General features: G+C 49.5%; 17 protein-coding genes and 1 tRNA gene. 14 read left to right on the forward strand and 4 right to left on the reverse strand.

What is annotated here, in order from left to right:
* Positions 1–233: 233 nt before the first annotated feature.
* The 7 genes from HQ48_RS05885 to HQ48_RS09035 all read left to right on the forward strand — a co-directional run bounded on the left by HQ48_RS05885 (position 234) and on the right by HQ48_RS09035 (position 7,867).
* Positions 234–1,229: a class II fructose-bisphosphate aldolase gene (locus tag HQ48_RS05885; RefSeq protein WP_044188186.1), complete on the forward strand. Its 996-nt coding sequence runs from the start codon at positions 234–236 to the stop codon at positions 1,227–1,229.
* A gap of 301 nt (positions 1,230–1,530) precedes the next feature.
* A complete protein-coding gene (locus HQ48_RS05890; RefSeq protein WP_044232343.1) occupies positions 1,531–2,790 on the forward strand; it encodes a nucleotide pyrophosphatase/phosphodiesterase family protein in 1,260 nt (419 codons plus the stop codon).
* A gap of 4 nt (positions 2,791–2,794) precedes the next feature.
* Positions 2,795–3,349: a DUF4924 family protein gene (locus tag HQ48_RS05895; RefSeq protein WP_044232345.1), complete on the forward strand. Its 555-nt coding sequence runs from the start codon at positions 2,795–2,797 to the stop codon at positions 3,347–3,349.
* Positions 3,342–4,256 (forward strand): dTDP-4-dehydrorhamnose reductase, encoded by a 915-nt coding sequence (gene rfbD / locus HQ48_RS05900; RefSeq protein ID WP_044232346.1) that lies wholly within the window; start codon positions 3,342–3,344, stop codon positions 4,254–4,256. The genes HQ48_RS05895 and rfbD overlap by 8 nt, the downstream gene beginning before the upstream one ends.
* Positions 4,257–4,265: 9 nt before the next feature.
* The gene (locus HQ48_RS05905; protein WP_044232348.1) at positions 4,266–5,852 is read left to right on the forward strand and encodes a peptide chain release factor 3; all 1,587 of its coding nucleotides are present in this window, start codon (positions 4,266–4,268) and stop codon (positions 5,850–5,852) included.
* A gap of 46 nt (positions 5,853–5,898) precedes the next feature.
* Positions 5,899–7,311 carry a Gfo/Idh/MocA family protein gene (locus HQ48_RS05910; protein ID WP_052408996.1) on the forward strand — a complete coding sequence of 471 codons (1,413 nt, stop codon included), beginning with the start codon at positions 5,899–5,901 and terminating at the stop codon, positions 7,309–7,311.
* Positions 7,312–7,426: 115 nt separating this feature from the next.
* Positions 7,427–7,867: a single-stranded DNA-binding protein gene (locus tag HQ48_RS09035; RefSeq protein ID WP_052408997.1), complete on the forward strand. Its 441-nt coding sequence runs from the start codon at positions 7,427–7,429 to the stop codon at positions 7,865–7,867.
* Here HQ48_RS09035 and HQ48_RS05920 read toward each other — a convergent pair.
* Both HQ48_RS05920 and HQ48_RS05925 read right to left on the reverse strand, forming a co-directional pair.
* Positions 7,864–9,078, reverse strand: a complete 1,215-nt coding sequence (locus HQ48_RS05920) for an S-adenosylmethionine:tRNA ribosyltransferase-isomerase (RefSeq protein WP_044188200.1) — start codon at positions 9,076–9,078, stop codon at positions 7,864–7,866. The genes HQ48_RS09035 and HQ48_RS05920 overlap by 4 nt on opposite strands.
* An 85-nt stretch (positions 9,079–9,163) precedes the next feature.
* Positions 9,164–9,236: transfer RNA gene (locus HQ48_RS05925), tRNA-Gly, on the reverse strand.
* Between the two features lie 907 nt (positions 9,237–10,143).
* Here HQ48_RS05925 and HQ48_RS05930 point away from each other — a divergent pair.
* Positions 10,144–11,841, forward strand: a complete 1,698-nt coding sequence (locus HQ48_RS05930) for an AMP-binding protein (protein ID WP_044232349.1) — start codon at positions 10,144–10,146, stop codon at positions 11,839–11,841.
* A 359-nt stretch (positions 11,842–12,200) separates the two neighbouring features.
* On the opposite strand, the gene HQ48_RS05935 is transcribed toward HQ48_RS05930, so the two are convergent.
* Positions 12,201–12,815, reverse strand: coding sequence for a porin family protein (locus tag HQ48_RS05935; protein WP_044188209.1), 615 nt, complete (start codon positions 12,813–12,815; stop codon positions 12,201–12,203).
* A 254-nt stretch (positions 12,816–13,069) separates the two neighbouring features.
* Between HQ48_RS05935 and HQ48_RS05940 the strand changes: the two genes are divergently transcribed.
* From HQ48_RS05940 to HQ48_RS05965, 6 genes are read left to right on the forward strand one after another with little or no spacing between them, the layout of a single operon-like run.
* Entirely contained in the window at positions 13,070–14,611 is a 1,542-nt protein-coding gene (locus tag HQ48_RS05940; protein WP_044232351.1) for a glycine--tRNA ligase, read from the forward strand.
* A 12-nt stretch (positions 14,612–14,623) separates the two neighbouring features.
* Positions 14,624–15,151, forward strand: a complete 528-nt coding sequence (locus HQ48_RS09040) for an FKBP-type peptidyl-prolyl cis-trans isomerase (RefSeq protein ID WP_052405274.1) — start codon at positions 14,624–14,626, stop codon at positions 15,149–15,151.
* Between the two features lie 7 nt (positions 15,152–15,158).
* Positions 15,159–15,935, forward strand: coding sequence for a 5'/3'-nucleotidase SurE (gene surE, locus HQ48_RS05950; RefSeq protein ID WP_044188213.1), 777 nt, complete (start codon positions 15,159–15,161; stop codon positions 15,933–15,935).
* Positions 15,936–15,953: 18 nt separating this feature from the next.
* The gene (gene lpxB, locus HQ48_RS05955) at positions 15,954–17,093 is read left to right on the forward strand and encodes a lipid-A-disaccharide synthase (protein ID WP_044232352.1); all 1,140 of its coding nucleotides are present in this window, start codon (positions 15,954–15,956) and stop codon (positions 17,091–17,093) included.
* Between the two features lie 44 nt (positions 17,094–17,137).
* The gene (locus HQ48_RS05960; protein ID WP_044232355.1) at positions 17,138–18,178 is read left to right on the forward strand and encodes an o-succinylbenzoate synthase; all 1,041 of its coding nucleotides are present in this window, start codon (positions 17,138–17,140) and stop codon (positions 18,176–18,178) included.
* Entirely contained in the window at positions 18,169–19,245 is a 1,077-nt protein-coding gene (locus tag HQ48_RS05965; RefSeq protein ID WP_044232358.1) for an AMP-binding protein, read from the forward strand. The genes HQ48_RS05960 and HQ48_RS05965 overlap by 10 nt, the downstream gene beginning before the upstream one ends.
* A gap of 453 nt (positions 19,246–19,698) precedes the next feature.
* Here HQ48_RS05965 and HQ48_RS05970 read toward each other — a convergent pair whose 3' ends face one another.
* A complete protein-coding gene (locus tag HQ48_RS05970) occupies positions 19,699–20,946 on the reverse strand; it encodes a DUF1015 domain-containing protein (protein ID WP_044232360.1) in 1,248 nt (415 codons plus the stop codon).
* Between the last annotated feature and the right edge of the window lie 5 nt (positions 20,947–20,951).

Below are 20,951 nucleotides of genomic sequence, written 5' to 3' on the forward strand. Positions count from 1 at the left end.
CATGTCGATACAGTTAATTACATATTAAAGATAGTAATAATCAGAGATATATACAACGTTTCTAACCGAAAAGAGGCAAAATGCCGTGCAATGGTCTCGACTTGGACAAGAGGAGTGGGAAGTTTCCTAATAAAAAACTTAATTAACTAGCAGGATACTTCATTTTAATTGTGTATCTTTGCCAAAGCTAAAAGGATAACTAAGAACAAGTAATATAGTTAATTCAAACAACAATGGTTAGTTACAAAGAACTAGGTCTTGTCAATACACGCGACATGTTCGCCAAGGCCGTTAAGGGTGGCTATGCTATCCCTGCTTTCAACTTCAACAATATGGAGCAGCTACAGGCTATCATCGGTGCTGTAGTAGAAACTAAGTCGCCAGTGATCCTACAGGTGTCTAGCGGAGCTCGCAAGTACGCCAACCAGACGCTTCTTCGCTACATGGCTCAGGGTGCGGTAGAGTATGCCAAGGAACTTGGTTGCCCCAACCCACAGATTGCCCTACACCTAGACCACGGTGACAGCCTAGAGCTATGTAAGAGCTGTATCGAGATGGGCTTCTCATCTGTGATGATCGACGGCTCTCACCTACCATACGACGAGAACGTAGCACTAACTAAGTCTGTAGTAGAGTACGCACACCAGCACGATGTGACCGTAGAGGGTGAGCTCGGTATCCTAGCCGGCGTAGAGGACGATGTAGTAGCAGAGCACCACACTTACACTCAGCCAGAGGAAGTGGTAGACTTCCTTACCAAGACTGGTGTAGACTCTCTGGCTATCTCTATCGGTACTTCTCACGGTGCCAACAAGTTCACTCCAGAGCAGTGCGAGCGTGATGCCAATGGTGTACTTGTACCACCCCCATTGCGCTTCGACATCCTAGAAGAAATCGAGAAGCAAGCTCCCGGCTTCCCAATCGTACTACATGGTGCATCTTCTGTACCACAGGAAGAAGTGGCTACGATCAACAAGTATGGCGGTGCCCTGAAGGATGCAGTAGGTATCCCCGAGGAGCAGCTCCGTCGTGCTGCCAAGAGCGCAGTATGCAAGATTAACATCGACTCAGACGGTCGTTTGGCTATGACTGCTGCTATCCGCAACGTATTCGCCAACAAGCCAGAGGAGTTCGACCCACGTAAGTACCTTGGCCCAGCTCGCGATGCACTCAAGAAGCTGTACATGCACAAGATCGAGAACGTACTAGGCTCTAAAGACCGTATCTAATAGCTCCGAGTAGCTCATCTAACTAGAGTGGGGGTGTGTCGAATGTAGTTTTCGACACACCCCCATTTGACTGCACTAGCGAGTACGGAGTACTGAGAGGCCATTGTAAGCCAAGAGAGGTTAGAGCCCAGCATATATCTATAAGGATCCCGAGCAAACATCCAGATCGACGTAACCGACAGACTGTACTAGACACATCTATTCCACTGTTTCCTAGCAAGAGGTATCTGGAAAAATGCTATTTTTGTAAGAAATTTTGGCATCAATTTATAAACAATTAAGAATAAGAGATTCGAGCGATATGAAAATTAAAAGTTTACTCTTCTGTAGCGCCTTGGGCTTAGCGTCCCTCATGGGATTCTCTAGTAGAGGAGCGCAGAGTAACAGGGCCTACGAACTAGAGCAAAGCCTACCAGCAGATAGATATGTGGTGGTGCTATCTCTCGATGGCTTCAGACACGACTATCAGAGTAAAACACATACGCCCAGCCTTGATGCCATCGACCAAGAGGGGTTATCTGGTACTTTTCGCCCCTGCTACCCTTCACTAACCTTTCCCAATCACTACTCTATGGCCACGGGTCTACACCCCAACAACCACGGCCTTGTAGGCAATGAATTTTGGGACGACCAAGGCAACCACTATAAAATAGGGAAGCGCAGCGCAGTGGAAAACCCAATATTCTACTTCGGCGAACCACTATGGAACACTGCCCGCCGAGCAGGCCTGCGCTCTGCTAGCTTCTTCTGGGTAGGAAGCGAAACGGCAGTAGGAGGGCATCAACCCGATATATGGAAAAGATTTGATAGTAATGTACCCTACCGCAATAGAGCGGACTCGGTCATCAGCTGGTTGCAGCTCCCCATTGCAGAGCGTCCTCGTCTCGTGATGTGGTACCTCGAGGAACCAGATCATACGGGGCATCACTATAGCCCAGAGGGGGAGGAAACAAAGCAAATGATCCGTCTGGTAGACTCGGTGGTAGGCTACTTCAGAGAGCGTTTGGCTCAGCTACCTATTGCCTCAAAGGTTGATTTTATCCTAGTATCAGATCATGGCATGGCAACCTACGACAGATCTAAGGAGGTCAACCTAGCCGACTATCTACCTCTTGATAGCTTCAAGCACGTCTCAACAGGACCTTTTACGCACCTCTACCCCAAGGATGGCTACGCCGAAACGGCTTACCAAATCCTCAGAGATGTGCCACACATCAGAGTTTACCGCCGAGGTGAGCTCCCCAAACGCCTACACTTCGGGTCTAGTCCACGCATTGGCGAGTTGGTTATAATGGCAGATCTGGGGACTCAGATCTACTTCCAGCCCAATCGAAAGCGCAGCAGTCGCATCGCCGCAGGACATGGATTTGACAATGCACACCACGAGATGCTTGCCCTATTCAAGGCTGTGGGGCCTAGCTTCGAGAGGGGAAGACATATAGACGAACCCATTCCCAATATCACGCTGTACCCCTTGGTTTGTCAGCTACTAGGCATAGAGCCAGCCAAGCATGATGCAGACGAAGAGCTCGCTCGCAGTCTAAGACGTAATACCCCCTAGGACAATGATCATCGCTAGAGCTAAAAAACAAGAGAATATCTGCGAATACCTGCTATATATGTGGCAGGTAGAGGATTTGATACGTGCCGCAGGGTGCGACATTGACCGCATTGAACAGCTCATTTTGCCCCGCTACGATGTAGACGATAAGGTCAAGCAAGAGATCCGCCAGTGGTACAGCGAACTGGCAGATATGATGCGCACCGAGGGGAAGCTAGACAGCGGTCACCTAGACATCAACCGCATCGTCCTGATGCAACTGGAGGATCTACATCGCAGACTACTGGCCAATCCCAACGACTATGTTTACGCTGGGCTACACTATCAAGTCCTACCTGCTGTCATTCAGTTGCGAGGCAAGAGTGCGGGACACGAGGTCGGGGATCTTGAAACCTGTTTCAATGCCATCTATGGCTACCTTACGCTTGCACTCAAGGGAGAGTCTATCGGCGAAGGAACCAAAAAGTCTATGAAACAAATCAGCACCTTCCTCGCTATGCTTGCACACAAGTACAAGCTAGAGCAGGAGGCGGAGCAAAACCCGGAGGCCAATGAATAAGATCTATCGCCTTATCATCACCGGAGCTCAGGGGCAACTGGGGCGTTCTATCCAAGCACTTGCTTCCTCTTACCCAAGCATTGAGTTCGTCTATACCGACGTCAAGGAACTAGACATCTGCGAGCCGAATAGTCTAGACAGATTTGCCGAGACACTCATGCCCAAGCTACCAACGCTTGTAGTCAATTGTGCTGCCTATACTGCCGTGGATTTAGCCGAGGGGGAGAGTGAGATTGCCGATCGACTCAACCATCAAGCCGTCCGACTGATTGCGGAGTCTTGCCAACGTCTAGGCTATATGATGATACAAGTCAGCACCGACTATGTCTTCGACGGAGCTGCTTCCCGTCCGTATACCGAAGATGCTCCTACCAATCCGCTCGGAGTATATGGTAGAACTAAACGATTGGGCGAAGAGTCTATCGTGCAAACTCTCGGCTTCAGAGGGTTAGTCGTACGCACAGCTTGGCTCTACTCTCCTTACGGACGGAACTTCGTGCTCACGATGCTACGACTAGCAGATGAGAGAAAAGAACTAAAAGTCGTGGCCGATCAGATCGGTTCATCCACGTATGCCCCCAACCTCGCCGAGGCTATCGTACGCATCGCACAGCAGTCTTTGGAGCGTGGTGCCTTCAGTCGCCCCTACTTGCACTACACCGATGCGGGGGTGTGCAGTTGGTATGACCTAGCTTACTACACGATTAAAAGAAGTGGCAAGACGAAATGCACCGTACTCCCTATCACAACTCAAGACTACCCCACCCCAGCCGCTCGACCAGCCTACAGCGTTTTGAGCAAAGAAGCTATCCGAGCAGACTATGACATTGAACCTCGGCACTGGACTGATGGCGTAGACAGCCTGCTCAAACATCTAGCTCTAGCAGGCAAAGACCAAACGAAATAACCCAATAATATGAGTCAATATAAAGAAGAAATAGATCTGAGGCGTACCTTCGCCATCATCAGTCACCCCGACGCCGGTAAGACAACTCTGACAGAGAAGCTGCTGCTATTCGGGGGAGCTATTCATGTGGCAGGAGCCGTCAAGAGCAATAAAATCAAGAAAACTGCCACGAGTGACTGGATGGAGATTGAGAAGCAACGTGGTATCTCGGTGGCCACATCGGTCATGGGCTTTGAGTATCGGGGCCATAAGGTTAATATCCTAGACACCCCCGGTCACCAAGATTTCGCCGAAGATACCTTCCGTACGCTTACTGCTGTGGATAGTGTAATCATTGTTATCGACTCAGCCAAGGGGGTAGAAGCACAAACCCGCAAGCTGATGGAGGTTTGCCGCATGCGCAAAACGCCAGTGATCGTTTATATCAATAAACTTGACCGTGAGGGGCGTGATCCTTTTGACTTACTAGACGAAGTGGAAGCCGAGCTACAAATCAAGGTTCGTCCGCTTTCGTGGCCGATCGACATGGGGGCTCGCTTCCGTGGCGTGTACAATATCTATGAGCAGGGGCTGAACCTCTTTACGCCCGATAAGCAACGCATTACAGAGAGCCTGGCTATCGCTGATATCAATTCACCCGACCTTGAGGCGCACATCGGCTCGGATCTTGCCGATAAGCTACGCATGGATCTTGAGCTCGTAGACGGTGTTTACCCAGAGTTTGAGCGTGAAGCCTATCTGCGTGGTGAGCTAGCCCCCGTATTCTTTGGTTCGGCTCTCAACAACTTCGGTGTGCAGGAGCTACTCAACTGCTTCATCGACATCGCTCCATCGCCCCAACCCGTCAAAGCTGAGGAGCGAACGGTATCTCCATACGAAGAGGGCTTCACGGGCTTTGTCTTCAAGATCCACGCCAATATGGACCCTAACCACCGAAGCTGTATCGCCTTCGTGAAGATCTGTTCGGGCCGTTTCGAACGCAATGCAGGCTACCGCCATGTACGTCTAGGCAAGGTAATGAAGTTTAGTAGCCCAACAGCCTTTATGGCACAGCGCAAAGAAACCGTCGAGGAGGCTTTTGCGGGTGACATCATTGGTCTACCCGATACGGGCAACTTCCGCATTGGCGACACACTTACCTCAGGAGAGATCTTGCACTTCAAGGGGCTACCTAGCTTCTCTCCAGAACTCTTTAAGTACATCGAAAATCAAGATCCGCTCAAGACCAAGCAACTGGCTAAGGGGTTGGATCAACTCATGGGAGAGGGCGTGGCACAGCTCTTCACCAATCAGTTCAATGGGCGCAAAGTGGTCGGCACGGTTGGGCAGCTGCAATTCGAGGTCATTCAGTATCGCCTGCTACACGAATACGGCGCAGCTTGTCGTTGGGAACCTATTAACCTATACAAGGCATGCTGGATAGAGAGCGATGATGCCGAGGCTTTGGAGAACTTCAAGCGTCGCAAGGCACAATATATGGCCAAAGACTTGGCTGGTCGAGATGTTTACCTAGCCGACTCTAGCTATGTACTCTCGATGGCCCAGCAGGATTTCCCTGCTATTCGGTTCCACTTTACCAGCGAGTTTGACCATTGAGGCTATAACACAACCTAAATTATTAATTACTCAAACTCTATTTTCAATGAAAACGATCAAACAGATTGCGACACTGGCGGTGCTGGGGCTTACCTTCATCGGCACACTCGCTAGTTGCGCTCCTAAACAAGAGGAGAAGCAAATGAGCTATCTAATCCCGACTGAGGTGCCTGCTAGACCAGAAGGTCAGAAGGACGTGCTCCAGCTACGCCACGACCCAATCCCAGTGGTACGCATTGGCTTCATCGGCCTTGGTATGCGTGGCCCAAGCGCTGTGAGTCGCTTCACGCACCTCGATGGCGTAGAGATCAAGGCTCTCTGTGACCTACATCCAGAGCGTGTAGCCAAGTCGCAAGCGATCCTCAAGGGTGCTGGTAAGGCAGAGGCAGCTGAATACAGCGGTAGCCAAGATGCTTGGAAGGCTCTCTGCGACAGAGACGATATCGACCTCGTGTACATTGCAACCGACTGGAAGCATCACGCCGAGATGATGATCTATGCCATGAATAAAGGTAAGCACGTAGCCTGCGAAGTGCCGGCCGTGATGAACCTCAAGGAGGCTTGGGACGTCGTCAATACAGCCGAGCGCACACAGCGCCACTGCATGATGCTTGAGAACTGTGTCTATGACTTCTTTGAGCTGACGACCCTTAATATGGCTCAGAAAGGTCTATTCGGCGAAGTACTTAGCGGCAAAGGCGCCTACATTCACAACCTAGAACCCTTCTGGCTAGACTACGAGGGAGACTGGAGATTTCAGTACAACAAGGAGCACCGTGGCGATGTGTACGCAACGCATGGCCTCGGCCCAGTTTGCTTCGCCCTAAACATTCACAGAGGTGACAAGATGGACTACCTCGTAGCGATGGACGTACCTGCGGTAACGATCCCCAAGTACATCGAAGAGCAACGTGGAGAGCCCGTAGGCGAGTTTAAGAATGGCGAAATGACGCATACACTCATCAAAACGAACAAGGGTAAGACTATCTACCTAGAGCACAACGTCGCTTCGTATCGCCCATACGACCGTATGTACCAGCTTATCGGTACGGACGGCTTTGCCAATAAATACCCAACAACTGGTATTTGTCTGCGCCCCACTGAAGAAAACAAAAGCGCAGTACCCGATCACGAAGATCTCACCAAGCACAACTTCGTAAGCAAGGAAACAGAAAAGGCACTTATGGAGCAATACCAGCACCCCATTGCCAAGGATATCGTAGAGAAAGCCAAGCAAGTTGGCGGTCATGGGGGAATGGACTTCATCATGGACTATCGTCTTATCTACTGCCTACAGAAGGGACTTCCTCTAGATATGGACGTGTACGATCTAGCCGAGTGGTCTGTCATCGGAGATCTCACACGTATCTCACTAGAGAATAACTCAGCTCCAGTACAGTTCCCCGACTTCACTCGTGGCGGCTGGCAGCGCATCAAAGGACAATCCTTCGCTCTGTAATCGTTCCAAGAGCTCATCAACCTCGAGGGAAGCCATAGATCTAAAGCAATAGACTGATGGCTTCCCTCTCTCTTTAAGGCTTCTAAAATTGACTATGTCCAATCAAGCATACACTATGTCACAGCATTCATCTATCAATCACGTACACCTAGTAGGGCTCGTGGAGGAAGAGCCCGAGGTGCGCTACTTCGGCTATGATGCCCTAGAGGTAAGGCTCCGCCTAATGACCATCGAACATCTCCCCAAGCCAGACGGAAGCACGAGAGAGTTGAAGCTATGGCATCAGCTCTCGGCTCGTGGCGGCGTAGCCAAGAGTATCGAATGCGAGGTTCATTCGGGAGCTATGCTGGAGGTTTTCGGCAGCCTACGTTACTACCGAGATACCGACCGACATGGTGTTAGCCGCAATATCACCGAGATCGAGGTGAATCGGATACATATACTACACAAAGCATCGAGGGGCAACACCTCACCTAGTAGTGAGATGCCTGCCCCTCTTGATGAGTTGGATTGGTCTTCTTTCGCGCCGTCGTCCGAAGAAGACCCTATGGCTTAGGGTAGTAGTAGAGAGCTATCGCCATAGCTCAAGAAGCGATAGCCATGTCGCAGTGCGTGGTCGTAGACAGATCTCCAATCATCAGCGATAAAAGCCGAGATTAGCAGCAGTAGCGTGCTATTAGGCTGATGAAAGTTGGTTACAATCCCAGACACCACACGGAATGTGTACCCCGGAGCAATGAGAATGGCCGTAGGGAAAACTAAAGTCCCTAAATCATTGCATTCCATATAATCTAAGATCGCCCTCAGTGCCTGCTCGGCGCTGGGGGCTTTTTCGTGCACATACTCGTAGGCCTGCCACTGCTCGACCGCAAGATCTGCACTGGGCAAGCTAGGCGAGTGTAGCAGTCTAACACCAAGATGATAGAGGCTCTCTAGAGTACGCACCGAGGTTGTCCCGACAGCAATAATAGGCCCAGAGTGACGGTACAGACGCTCGATCGTCTGGCGCTCTAGGACGATGAGCTCTTGATGCATCTCGTGATCCCCAATCGTCCGGCTCTTAACAGGCCTAAAGGTGCCAGCCCCTACGTGTAGCGTCACATCGAGTACCGACACACCACGCTCGCCTATCTGTCGAAAAACCTCCTCCGTAAAGTGAAGTCCTGCCGTAGGCGCGGCAACCGATCCTTCCGGGCGAGCATAAACCGTCTGATAAGTCTGCAAGTCGCTCTGCTCACTCTCTCGATTGAGGTAGGGCGGTATAGGTAGGATCCCCATGAGCTCAAGCAATTCGCCGAAGGTATAGGCTTCATTATCCCAAGAGAAATGTACGACACCCTCCTCTCCTCTCTCGGCTTGCAGATGCACGACCTCTCTATCCTCGACATGTAGAGCCAAGGTAAGCAGCTGCTCTCTATGCCAGCGTCGAGCATTACCCAACATACAGTGCCAAGAGCAGCGCTGCCGAGCCGATAGAGCGAGCTCATAGCTACTAGGTTGATAGGGATCTAAGCAGAAAATCTCAATCTGAGCACCACTCTCTTTACGAAAGAGCAGACGTGCACGTATTACCCTTGAGTTGTTGCGCACGAGCAAGCTATCGGCAGGTAGCAGATCGGGCAGATCGGCGAAACGTCGGTCCCTAATCTGACCAGACTGATAGACCAAGAGCTTGGACTGATCCCGCTGTGCCAAGGGATACTTGGCAATGCGCTCATCGGGGAGCTCGTAGGTATAATCCTCTATTGCAATGTTCTTAGTTGTCATTTCTTTGATGCAATTACGCTTGAGCCAAGACTATTAGCCCAAGAGCTATAACGAAAAAAGGAAGACCGAGGCCTTCCTTTTCTAGAGCGGAAGACGGGACTCGAACCCGCGACCCTAACCTTGGCAAGGTTATGCTCTACCAACTGAGCTACTTCCGCAATTACTCCGAGGGGCTTCCCTCGTTTTGCAATGCAAAGGTAATACAGTTTTCTAAACTACCAAAACATCTCTAGCATATTTTTGAGGTTATAATAAGGCTCCGAAAACAAACCTTAACCTAACTTCGTGACATATAATAAACTTGACCAGTGAAAAAACTTATCTCCCTACCCTATCCGTTGGCCATACCCTCACAAGACGCCCTATGAACTTGGGATAAGATGCATCTAAACTAAATGCTCTAGATTTATATTTTAGCTCAGTTTTCAGAATGTTGATGAGGAAACTCCGACGAACTTGGGGCAAAAAGATCAGACATCATATTTGCCCTCTAACAGGCTCTAGATTGCGTTGGGGCTCGTTTTGAGCCATGCACCCAAACGAGTCTAAATATCCGCTCAAAACGCATAAGACACAAAATACTAATAAACAGACAAATAGGATCGGACAATACTACGATCTAGGAAGTCAGCGTACATTTTTCGGGTTTCCTTCCCATCAATCTTGGCTGATTGTAGGACATATCCTCAACGATTAGTCCTACAATCCTCCACAATCTGTCCTTCAATTTTGAGAGAAGTATGGATAATCTGATGCCAATACACCCAACTTCACCCTAGAATAAGGGCTTACATCTTAACAAAAATCAACAGAAAACTTATACTTCCACTCTAGACGAAGCGGGCTGATCGCGAAACAGCCATCTTACATACAAGCCAACAAAGGAGTATCAACACAAGGCTCTTTCGAGGGGGGCTCTCTACCCTCTTGTATGCCTCAATAGATAGAAGCTAATTGTCTGAAGTAGCGAAATGCACTATCTTTGCACAGAAACAGAGTTAATGTGCAAGGCACCCTATCTAGTGGAGGATTTGAAATAAAGACTTTAATATACATAGTTTACAGATGGTTAGTACAAATTTTATCTCTCTGTATGAGGAGGGGTTTGTCAAATACTGGGACAGCCCAGCCCTATCCAACTACGAGGGGGTAACTTATACTTATCAGCAAGTTTGCGAACGAATCGCTCAGTGGCACATCTTCTTCGAGCGTGTCGGCCTACAACGTGGCGAAAAAGTCGCTCTGATGGGCAAAGACACAGCCGAGTGGTGTACCATATTCCTAGCTACAGTGACCTATGGAGCTGTGATCGTACCAGTACTGCAAGACTTTGCACCAGCAGATGCGATGTCTATCATCGACCACTCCGAGTCTAGCCTGCTCTTCGTCAATGACAATCTTTGGGAGCAGATGAGCCTAAAGCAGCTACCCTTGGTCAAGCATGTCCTAGACCTACAGAGTAATGTCTCTCTTGCGAGCCAAGGAGAGCTACAAGATTTATCTACACTAGTAGACAGCCTACCCAAACTACTGGCAGAGCGTTACCCACAAGGCTACGGCAGAGAAGATGTCAAGTACTACCATACTCCCAATAGCGAATTGCTCCTACTGAACTATACATCAGGGACAACGGGCTTCAGCAAGGGCGTTATGGTTACGGGTAATAACCTCGCAGGCAATGTGATGTTCTGCCGGGACAATAAGATCCTGCACCCTCAAGAGGAGCTACTATGCTTCCTCCCTCTAGCTCATACTTATAGCTGCATGGTACACCTGCTACTAGCTATGACTATAGGGGTACACGTTACCATTCTAGGCCGAGTGCCGACTCCCAAGGTCCTTGGGCAGGCACTCAAGAAGCTCAAGCCTCAGATCGTTGTTTCGGTACCATTGGTTCTAGAGAAGATTTATCAGAATGCGATCCTACCGATTATCCAGCAGCCTAAAATCAAGTTTATGCTCAGTATGCCTATCCTCAAAGGCATCGTCCACAAGAAGATCCGTCAGAAGCTCATCGACGGACTGGGTGGCTGCACTAGGGAAGTGATCGTAGGTGGGGCAGCACTTAACCCAGAAGTTGGGGTATTCCTGAAGAAAATAGGCTTCCCCATTACCGTGGGTTATGGCATGACCGAGTGTGCTCCCTTAATCAGCTATATTCCGCCCAGAGAGTGGCGTGTGGGTTCGTGCGGACAGGTGCTACGTGGCTACATGGAAGCCCGCATCGCACCACTAGAGGACAGCAACGCGAATGTCACCGCTACTACAAGAGATACCAAAGGGTTGCCCGTGGGAGAGATTCAAGTACGTGGAGAGAACGTCTGCCTCGGGTACTACAAGAACGAAGAGCAGACGGCAGCCCTCTTCACCGAAGATGGCTGGCTCAGAACTGGCGACCTCGGCAGTATGGACGCTGACAATTTCCTATACATCAAGGGCAGAAGCAAGACAATGCTTCTAGGAGCTAACGGGCAGAATATCTACCCCGAAGAGATTGAGGCTAAAATCAGCCTAATCCCCTATGTGCAAGAGAGCATCGTCCTCATGCGAGATGGCAAGCTAGAGGCTTTGATAGTACCCAATATCACAGCTATCGAGAGTGCTGGTGTCACCGAGGGTGAGGCGTGGGAGGTAATCAAAGCTCACCGTGCAGCCCTCAACGATCAGCTAGGAGCCTACGAGAAGATTCAGCGCTTCGAGCTACGCAACGAGCCATTTGAGAAGACGCCCAAGCAAAGCATCAAGCGATTCCTCTATAGTTAGAGCAGAGTAAATACTCCACAGCTACTCTTACTCCAAGGCGGTAGACCGAGAACTCAACCTCGACCTACCGCCTTGAGTTTTGTCATAGATAGCCGAAAGCCAAATCGTAGGTAAGTGGGCAAAAGAAAGACCGTGTATCATAATGCACAAACTGCTGTGCTGCTTGCGACATTTGCTCCATGCGGACTTGACCGTCGGCTTCGGTCACATACTTTTAGTGTGCTCCCGTCAGCCTCAGTCTTAGCATCTTGCATTTTGTACATTATGAAACATATCAAAAGGGGCTGCAGCAAAAATGAATTTTGCCACAGCCCCCTTTATCTTTGTATAGTAGAGCTACCAATGAGATCGCACTAAAACTAGAAGCGCATACCTACAGTAGCATAGAAATTGTGCTGAGTCAGGCTATAGCCTTCTGGAGCCTTTTTGAACTGATTGATCATACCAAACTCAGACCCTAGACGCACATAGAAGCGGCTAAGCTCTACAGCTGCAGAGATACCCACACCTGCATCGAAGCGCTTACGATTGCTAGCATCACCGAAGAGGTCTAGAGAGAGTCCCTTCTTCGTTTCCATCTTACCAGACAAAGCATAGGCAAAGTATGGACCAAGCTCTACCGAAACGCCTAGATTGTGCATAAAGTTGGCACGTAGACCGATATTTACTGGCACACTCACACTGTGAGTAGTTTCTGTGGCGGATACAAACTTAGTCTTGTAGCCACCCATTTTGTAGACTACACCGGGAGCGAGGTAGAAAGTAGCCATACCGGGATCCGTTAGAGCTATTTCTGCTGCGGCGGCGGCTCGCAAACCTATCTTGATGTTTTCTGTAGTCGAGTTGGCGGAAGTAGTCTTCTGACTGGCATTGGAGAACGCTGCTCCGACCTCTACTCGAGGAGTAACGCTCTGCGCCTGAGCGCCCCAAATACCCGCAGCCATTACTAGAGCTGCCATTACTGTCTTTCTCATAAATCTTATTACGTTTACTTAGTTAAAATGGTACACTTTCGTAAAATACCATTGCAAATATATGCTAAAATTTTCACTTAAACAAGAAAATTACGTAAACACCGTTCCAAATATGCACGGGAATGGCCTACTGGCGAGCTAGACAAGCCAATAATAATGCGTATCTTTGTTCGTTAAAACGTAAGGGGTTAGATACAATATCAAGCTCTATGAAAGTCGTGTAATCAACTAAAACGTATATATAATAAGGTAATATGGCACAGCAAGAAGATCTATTCAAGAAAGTGATCTCTCACTGCAAAGAGTACGGATTCGTATTCCCCTCCTCCGAAATCTACGACGGCCTAGGGGCTGTCTATGACTATGGACAGCTCGGTAGCGAACTCAAAAACAACATCAAGCGCTACTGGTGGGACGCAATGACACTGCTACAAGATAATGTAGTGGGGATCGACTCTGCAATCTTCATGCACCCCAAGATCTGGAAGGCCTCTGGACACGTAGACGCCTTTAATGATCCCCTCATCGACAACAAAGACTCCAAGAAGCGCTACCGTGCAGATGTCCTGATCGAGGATCATCTAGCCAAAATCGAGGAGAAGATCGCCAAGGAAATCACCAAGGCCGCCAAGAAATTTGGCGATGCCTTCGATGAAGCACAGTTCCGTGCCACTAATGCACGTGTGCTAGAGTACCAAGCCAAATACGATGCTCTGCATAGTCGCTTTGCCCAAGCACTCAATGATAGTAGCCTAGAGGAGCTACGACAGATCATCATCGACTGTGAGATCGTCTGCCCTATCAGCGGCACACGTAACTGGACCGAGGTGCGCCAGTTCAACCTCATGTTCTCTACCGAGATGGGCTCAACGGCCGATGGTGCGATGAAGGTTTATCTCCGTCCCGAGACGGCACAAGGTATCTTTGTCAATTACCTAAACGTACAGAAGACAGGTCGTATGAAGATCCCCTTCGGGATCGCCCAGATTGGCAAGGCCTTCCGCAACGAGATTGTCGCTCGTCAGTTCATCTTCCGTATGCGAGAGTTTGAGCAGATGGAGCTTCAGTTCTTCGTACGCCCCGGCGAGGAGCTTCAGTGGTTCGAACACTGGAAGCAAGTACGTCTACGCTGGCACCAAGCACTCGGCCTAGGCAACGACAAGTATCGCTACCACGACCACGAGAAGCTAGCGCACTATGCCAATGCGGCTACGGACATTGAGTTCCAGATGCCTTTTGGCTTCAAGGAAGTGGAGGGGATACACAGCCGTACGGACTTCGACCTCAAGCGTCACGAAGAGTTTAGTGGCAAGAAGCTCCAGTACTTCGATCCTGAGCTAGGTCAGAGCTATGTCCCCTATGTCGTAGAGACCTCTATTGGAGTGGACCGTATGTTCCTCAGTCTGATGTGTGGTGCATACGATGAAGAGGTACTAGAGGGTGGCGACACTCGTGTGGTACTGCGCCTACCAGCCCCACTGGCTCCCGTCAAGCTCGCCGTACTTCCTCTAGTGCGCAAGGACGGTCTAGACGAGAAGGCAAGAGAGATTGTGAGCGATCTACGCTTCGAGTTCAACTGTCAGCTAGACGAGAAGGACTCTATCGGCAAGCGATATAGACGTCAAGATGCGATTGGCACACCATTCTGCATCACGGTGGATCACCAAACAATGGAGGACAATACGGTAACCATTCGCCATAGAGATAGTATGCAGCAGGAGCGTATCGCCATTGCAGACCTTGCCCGTGTAATCGGAGAGGCTGTAGCAATGAAGAGCCTGCTGAAACAGATATAAAAACGAGATCCGATGAACATCAAATCCATATATTCGGCCGCAATAGCCCTAGCCCTCCTGCTGGGGTCTACGGGCTGCAACGACGAGGTCAATCCAACTCTGGAGCAGCGTGCCAGAGATGAGGGGACATTCCATGCCTTCAAGGACAGTTCAGACTACAAACGCATTACCACCCCCGGGCTATATGGCGACAACTATGTGTATGCCAAGTGGGTCAAAAAGGGCTATGGCCAGCGAAAGGCAAAGCTAACAGATCATGTGTACGTGCGCTACACTGGCTACTACTTGACCACTTGGGTCGGCGGACGACAGCAGGGCATCTTCGATACCAATGCTGACCAAGAGATCCTCAGCCCACTATCAGTCAATGGAACAATCAATGGCTGGATGATCGCCCTACAAAATATGGTCGAGGGTGATGAGGTCGGGGTAGCTATACCATGGTACCTAGCCTATGGAGCGCAAGGCAAGAACCGTGCGATAGCTCCATACACCTCTCTTTACTTCAAAATCAATCTAGAACAAATAGTTGATCAATAGACCTCGCATGGCAAATCAAATCAGGTTTCTTCTATCCAATGACGACGGATTTCGTGCTCCCGGTTTACAGGAGCTAGCACGTGCACTCACCTCACTGGGTGAGGTAGTGATCGTGGGACCAGATGGTCCTCGCTCTGGCTTCTCATCTGCCATCACGACAACCATACCTCTACGCCTCAAACCTCGACACAGCGAGGAGCGCCTAACTATATATAGTGTAGACGGCACGCCCGTAGACTGCGTAAAGCTAGCGCTCAATACGCTCTTCGCCGATAGCCGCCCCTCCATGGTTATCTCAGGCATCAACCATGGGAGCAACGACGGCGTATGCGTCCATTACTCTGGCACGATTGGCGCAGCCCGTGAGGCTTGTATCCAAGGTGTGCCCGCCCTAGCCATATCACTAGACGACACTGCAGAACGTCCAGACTTTGCCGATGCTATCTCCTACTCCATCTCTGTGGTTAAGCACGTCCTTAACCATGGCCTAGCTCCCAACCGCCTGCTATCACTCAATGTACCCAAGAGCAAGCCTAGAGGACTCAAGGTCTGTCGTCAAGCTATCAGCCGCTTCGTAGATGAGTATATGCCTAGTAGCAATGCACGAGGGCATCAGGTCTACTGGCTACAAGGCTACCAAGAGCAACCACAGGCAGGACACAGCCCTACCGATGTAGAGCTCCTGAGAGAGGGATATGCAACCCTAACTCCTCTGATGCTCGACCAAACCGATCATCATGGTCTGGTAGAGCTAGAGCGTATGGGTTATGGTTCTCTAGCATAGAGGAAAGAGGAGAATGCGATGCGTTACTTTTTGGTCGTAGGAGAAGCTTCGGGCGATCTACACGCCTCACGCTTGATGCGCTCGATCAAAGCGCTTGATCCTAAAGCCGACTTCATGTTTGTAGGGGGAGATCTCATGGCCGAGGTGGCTGAGAGACTTCCCCTAGTCCATTACCGTGAATTGGCCTTCATGGGGTTCATTCCCGTGTTGAGAAACCTAGATAAGATTAGCAGCTCGGGCTATTTAGTGCAGGAGATGATGCGAGCCTATAACCCCGATGCCGTTATTCCCGTAGACTACGCAGGCTTCAACCTACGCTACATTCTACCTTTTGCCAAGGAACATCTAGACTGCCCCATCGTCTATTACATAGCTCCTAAACTGTGGGCTTGGAAGAAGTGGCGCATTCATCGCCTAGCTCGCTATACAGACCTGCTACTATGCATACTTCCTTTTGAACAAGAGTTCTTTGGCCGCTATGGTATGCGAGCCCAATATGTAGGTAATCCATGTTTCGATGCGACTCTCCCGATAAGAGAGCAGCAGGCCGCCCTGCCTAGCACACATCGGCAAATCGCCATACTAAGCGGTAGCCGTAAGCAGGAACTAGCTGCCAACCTCCCCACAATGCTGGCAGCCACGAAGCTGCTTGCCTGTAGCTACAAGGTCATTGTGGCTGGAGCTCCGGGGCTTGAGGCGAGTGACTATGCACCCTATTTAGCCGACTATCCCGAGGTAGAGCTGCGCTTCGGTGCGACATACAGCATTGTCGCCCAGAGCGAGGCTGCCCTAGTTACCTCTGGGACAGCAACCCTAGAAACAGCTCTGCTAGGCACTCCACAGATTGTCTGTTATCGCATGGGAGGGCTCAAGATCTCAAGGTGGGTCTGGAAGACTTTTTTCTCCGTTCCATACATCTCACTAGTCAATCTAATCCTAGGTCGAGAGGCCGTACCTGAGCTAATCGGCTCCGAAGTTGAGCCCTTGGGCATCTATCATCGCCTCAAAGCCATTCTGGAAGGCGGCTCCGAGCGCAGCCAACAGCTCGATAGCATCAATGAGTTACGCCACAAGCTAGGCAAAGCCTCCACGAGCGATCTCGCCGCCCAAGTCGTAATTGCAGAGATTAGCAGTAGGCGTAGAACCAGTTCTGACTAGCTCTGCACTCTTCCTACATTACCCAATAATCTCCCCTATATGGTATGAATAGGTATAGCATAGCCATTAGACCCTATCGGCTTATCTTCCATCAGCCAGCAGGCACATCTCGAGGTGTGTACACAACACGTGACGTGTATTACTTGTATCTGTCCTCAACTTCTCGGCCAGAGGACGTCGGGATTGGGGAGTGTGCACCATTACCAGATCTAAGCTGCGATGCGACACCTGACTACCTCGAGATATTGCGACGCATCTGCCTAGACGTAAATCGTAAAGGTACACTCCCAAGTGACGAATTACTACGCCCCTATCCTTCTATCCGATTTGCTCTCGAAACCGCCCAGAGACATCTAGAGCGTGGATCATGGGCACTGTGGGACACCGACTTCTCTCGAGGGGAGTCGGGAATACCAATCAATGGGCTTATATGGATGGGCGACCGTACTACCATGCTCAAGAGAATAGAAGAGAAAATTCGACAAGGCTTCAGATGTATCAAAATGAAAATTGGGGCCATTGACTTCGATGAAGAGCTATCTCTCCTCAGGCATATCCGCAGACACTTCTCTGCCAAAGAGATTGAGCTACGAGTAGATGCCAATGGAGCATTCTCCCCTGAGCTCGCACTCGATTTGCTCTCACGCCTACACGAGCTAGAGCTACACTCGATCGAACAACCCATAGGATCTGGACAATGGGAGGAGATGGCTCGCCTTACAAGCCTAAGCCCATTGCCTATCGCTCTAGATGAGGAGCTAATCGGGCATCATACCGCCGAGGATAAAATTCACTTGCTTGAGCAGATTGCCCCTCAATATATCATACTCAAACCCTCCTTACACGGGGGGCTATCTGGCAGTGACGAGTGGATTAATATCGCCCAACAACGAGGCATAGGCTGGTGGATTACCTCTGCCCTAGAAAGTAATATAGGCCTAAATGCTATAGCCCAATGGTCTGCCTGCCACCAGATAAGTATGCCACAAGGCCTAGGTACAGGTATGCTTTATCGCAACAACATACAAATGCCTATCTCCATAGTCGGAGATAGGCTCTGGTACACCCCCGACCTATGTATCTAGATCGTACCCATCAGCATCTGCGTGTAGGTGAGCGATACTACACCCCGGATACCCTCCCTACATCAGAGCCAGCGAATCAAGATGCTGCACTGGTGAACTTCTTACGTACATGGTGGAGCGACGATGAATATATGCTTGTGCAAACCTCAGGCTCTACAGGAGCACCCAAACTACTACGAGTAAGTAAGGCTCGTATGATGCAGAGCGCCCGAGCCACCTGCTCTTTTTTCGAGCTCAATGCCTCCGACACTGCTCTCCTATGTATGGACCTAAGATACATCGGGGCTATGATGCTTGTCGTACGCTGCCTGATCTCAGGCATGAAACTCATCGTACAGCCCACTCGCTCCAACCCATTACTCAAGCTTGAGGAGGAGATCACCTTTGCTGCTATTGTGCCACTACAAGCCAGAGAGATTCTTCGGGACCCAACAACCAAGAATAAGCTAAGCCGCATCAAATACACAATCATAGGAGGTAGCAGTCTAGACGCCGAACTAGAACATGAATTATCTACTTTGCCGAACGGGATCTACTCAACCTATGGAATGACCGAAACCCTATCTCATATAGCCCTGCGCAGAGTCAGTGGCACAGATACAAACCCGTACTACACTCCCCTTGAGGGCATCTCGGTATATCTTAGCGACCGAGGTACACTATGCATCAAGGCTCCACTGATTACCCCTGAGCCACTAGAAACGAATGACCTCGCTGAGCTACTCTCCGATGGACGATTTCGGATACTCGGTAGAAGCGACAACATCATCAATAGCGGAGGGGTCAAAATACAGCTTGAACTCGTAGAGGAAGCAATAGCACAGCTACACACAGCTCCTCTAGCCCTAACGTGGCGGAGAGATCAGCGATTGGGGCAAGCTCTTATACTCATCCTAGAAGAGAGGGGTGGCCAAGACAAGACCCAGCTCTTGGGCTCTCTCAAATCTCATCTGCCATGCTACCACTGCCCTAAGGATATCATTTACGTCCCAGAGATACCTCGCCTAGCGAATGGCAAACTAGATCGTAAAGCCCTTGAGAGGATAGCTAACATAGAGAAGTACTAACCGACATAGCTTATAGCATCTCTCAAATACCATGACTATGGCCAGAACAAAAACGTCACTACGACACCTATCCCCCCCCCTACTATAAGCTTTATTACCATTGTAAAGTGTGAATTTGGCTAAAAAAGTTCATACTAAAAGACTCTATCCAATAGTCAATTATAAAAATATATAAAATTTTACAGGAAGAAATGTTGCAGGAATAAAAAATAGTTTATACTTTTGTGGTGTGTGTTTTTCATGGTATTAGATTTAAGGTTAACGAAAAGGATTGGTTGTCGGGAGACAACCAATCTTTGTTTTTATAGAGATTATCATCTTAGTAGCACCTCAGCGAAGCATACATCTCACCCCAATCCAATAAGCCTAACCGCCTCTTGCGAACATAAAGACAAAACCCCGAAGCCCATCACTGAACTCCGAGGTTTCTCAAAAACGAAAGTCTGCAAGTTGTTACACAAGCTCGTGAATTACAAGACCTGAGCGAAGCTTAGGCTCGAACCACGTTGTCTTAGGAGGCATAATGTTGCCTGAGTCTGCTATATCAATAAGCTGCTTCATCGATACCGGATATAGAGCCAAAGCAACACGCATCTCCCCACTATCTACACGCTTCTTCAATTCTCCAAGGCCACGAATACCACCTACGAAGTCAATACGCTTATCGGAGCGAAGATCCTTGATGCCCAAAATTTCATCTAAAATAAGGTTGGACGAGATCGTCACGTCAAGCACGCCGATCGGATCATGGTCATTGTATGTCCCCTCCTTAGCCGTAAGCGAATACCAGCGACCACTCAAATAGAGCGAGAAGTTGTGTAGCTTCTCTGGCTTATAAATATCTGTTCCCTTATCTTCTAGGATAAAGTGCTCTTGTAGCTTAGCAAGGAACTGCTCATCAGTCAGATTATTCAGATCCTTCACTACACGATTATAGTCTATAATCGTGAGCTGATCATCGGGGAAACACACAGCCATGAAGTAGTTGTACTCTTCGTCGCCACGGTGGTTAGGATTCTGCTTGGCCTTCTCTGCACCGACTAGAGCTGCTGCAGCCGAACGGTGATGCCCGTCTGCGATATAGAGAGCTGGCATCTCTGCAAATAGCTCCGTGATGCGCTTGATATCTGCCTCCTGATCAATAATCCAAAAATCGTGGCCAAAGCCATCAAGCTCTGCGACGAAGCTATACACAGGCTTGGCGTCTGTGTACTTCTTGACGATCTGGTTGATCTCTTGCTTAGCAGGATAGGCAAAGAACACAGGCTCAATGTTCGCATTATTTACACGTACATGCTTCATGCGATCTTCTTCCTTGTCACGGCGAGTAAGCTCATGCTTCTTGATGACGCCATTCATATAGTCGTCTACATACGCACACACAACAAGACCGTACTGCGTCTTACCGTTCATTGTCTGAGCATAAACATAGTAGTTCTCCTTGTTGTCTTGCACCAACCAGCCCTTTTCCCTAAACATGGCAAAGTTCTCGGCTGCTTTGTTATAGACTTTCTCCTCATGTTCGTCCGTACCAACGGGGAAATCAATCTCGGGACGAATAATATGGTAGAGAGATTTCTCATTGCCCTCGGCTTCGGCTCGTGCCTCATCTGAGTTGAGGACATCGTATGGACGAGATGCAACCTGCTCGACAAGCTCTTGTGGAGGGCGAATACCTTTGAATGGTTTGATGATAGCCATAGTAA

The sequence above is a fragment of the Porphyromonas sp. COT-290 OH3588 genome, assembly GCF_000769075.1.
Lineage (GTDB): Bacteria > Bacteroidota > Bacteroidia > Bacteroidales > Porphyromonadaceae > Porphyromonas.

Bases quoted from the DNA above. Each gene is read 5' to 3' on its own strand.
- HQ48_RS05885 (WP_044188186.1), top strand. From the start codon at position 234: ATGGTTAGTTACAAAGAACTAGGTCTTGTCAATACACGCGACATGTTC.
- HQ48_RS05890 (WP_044232343.1), top strand. From the start codon at position 1,531: ATGAAAATTAAAAGTTTACTCTTCTGTAGCGCCTTGGGCTTAGCGTCC.
- HQ48_RS05895 (WP_044232345.1), top strand. From the start codon at position 2,795: ATGATCATCGCTAGAGCTAAAAAACAAGAGAATATCTGCGAATACCTG.
- rfbD (WP_044232346.1), top strand. From the start codon at position 3,342: ATGAATAAGATCTATCGCCTTATCATCACCGGAGCTCAGGGGCAACTG.
- HQ48_RS05905 (WP_044232348.1), top strand. From the start codon at position 4,266: ATGAGTCAATATAAAGAAGAAATAGATCTGAGGCGTACCTTCGCCATC.
- HQ48_RS05910 (WP_052408996.1), top strand. From the start codon at position 5,899: ATGAAAACGATCAAACAGATTGCGACACTGGCGGTGCTGGGGCTTACC.
- HQ48_RS09035 (WP_052408997.1), top strand. From the start codon at position 7,427: ATGTCACAGCATTCATCTATCAATCACGTACACCTAGTAGGGCTCGTG.
- HQ48_RS05920 (WP_044188200.1), bottom strand. From the start codon at position 9,078: ATGACAACTAAGAACATTGCAATAGAGGATTATACCTACGAGCTCCCC.
- HQ48_RS05930 (WP_044232349.1), top strand. From the start codon at position 10,144: ATGGTTAGTACAAATTTTATCTCTCTGTATGAGGAGGGGTTTGTCAAA.
- HQ48_RS05935 (WP_044188209.1), bottom strand. From the start codon at position 12,815: ATGAGAAAGACAGTAATGGCAGCTCTAGTAATGGCTGCGGGTATTTGG.
- HQ48_RS05940 (WP_044232351.1), top strand. From the start codon at position 13,070: ATGGCACAGCAAGAAGATCTATTCAAGAAAGTGATCTCTCACTGCAAA.
- HQ48_RS09040 (WP_052405274.1), top strand. From the start codon at position 14,624: ATGAACATCAAATCCATATATTCGGCCGCAATAGCCCTAGCCCTCCTG.
- surE (WP_044188213.1), top strand. From the start codon at position 15,159: ATGGCAAATCAAATCAGGTTTCTTCTATCCAATGACGACGGATTTCGT.
- lpxB (WP_044232352.1), top strand. From the start codon at position 15,954: ATGCGTTACTTTTTGGTCGTAGGAGAAGCTTCGGGCGATCTACACGCC.
- HQ48_RS05960 (WP_044232355.1), top strand. From the start codon at position 17,138: ATGAATAGGTATAGCATAGCCATTAGACCCTATCGGCTTATCTTCCAT.
- HQ48_RS05965 (WP_044232358.1), top strand. From the start codon at position 18,169: ATGTATCTAGATCGTACCCATCAGCATCTGCGTGTAGGTGAGCGATAC.
- HQ48_RS05970 (WP_044232360.1), bottom strand. From the start codon at position 20,946: ATGGCTATCATCAAACCATTCAAAGGTATTCGCCCTCCACAAGAGCTT.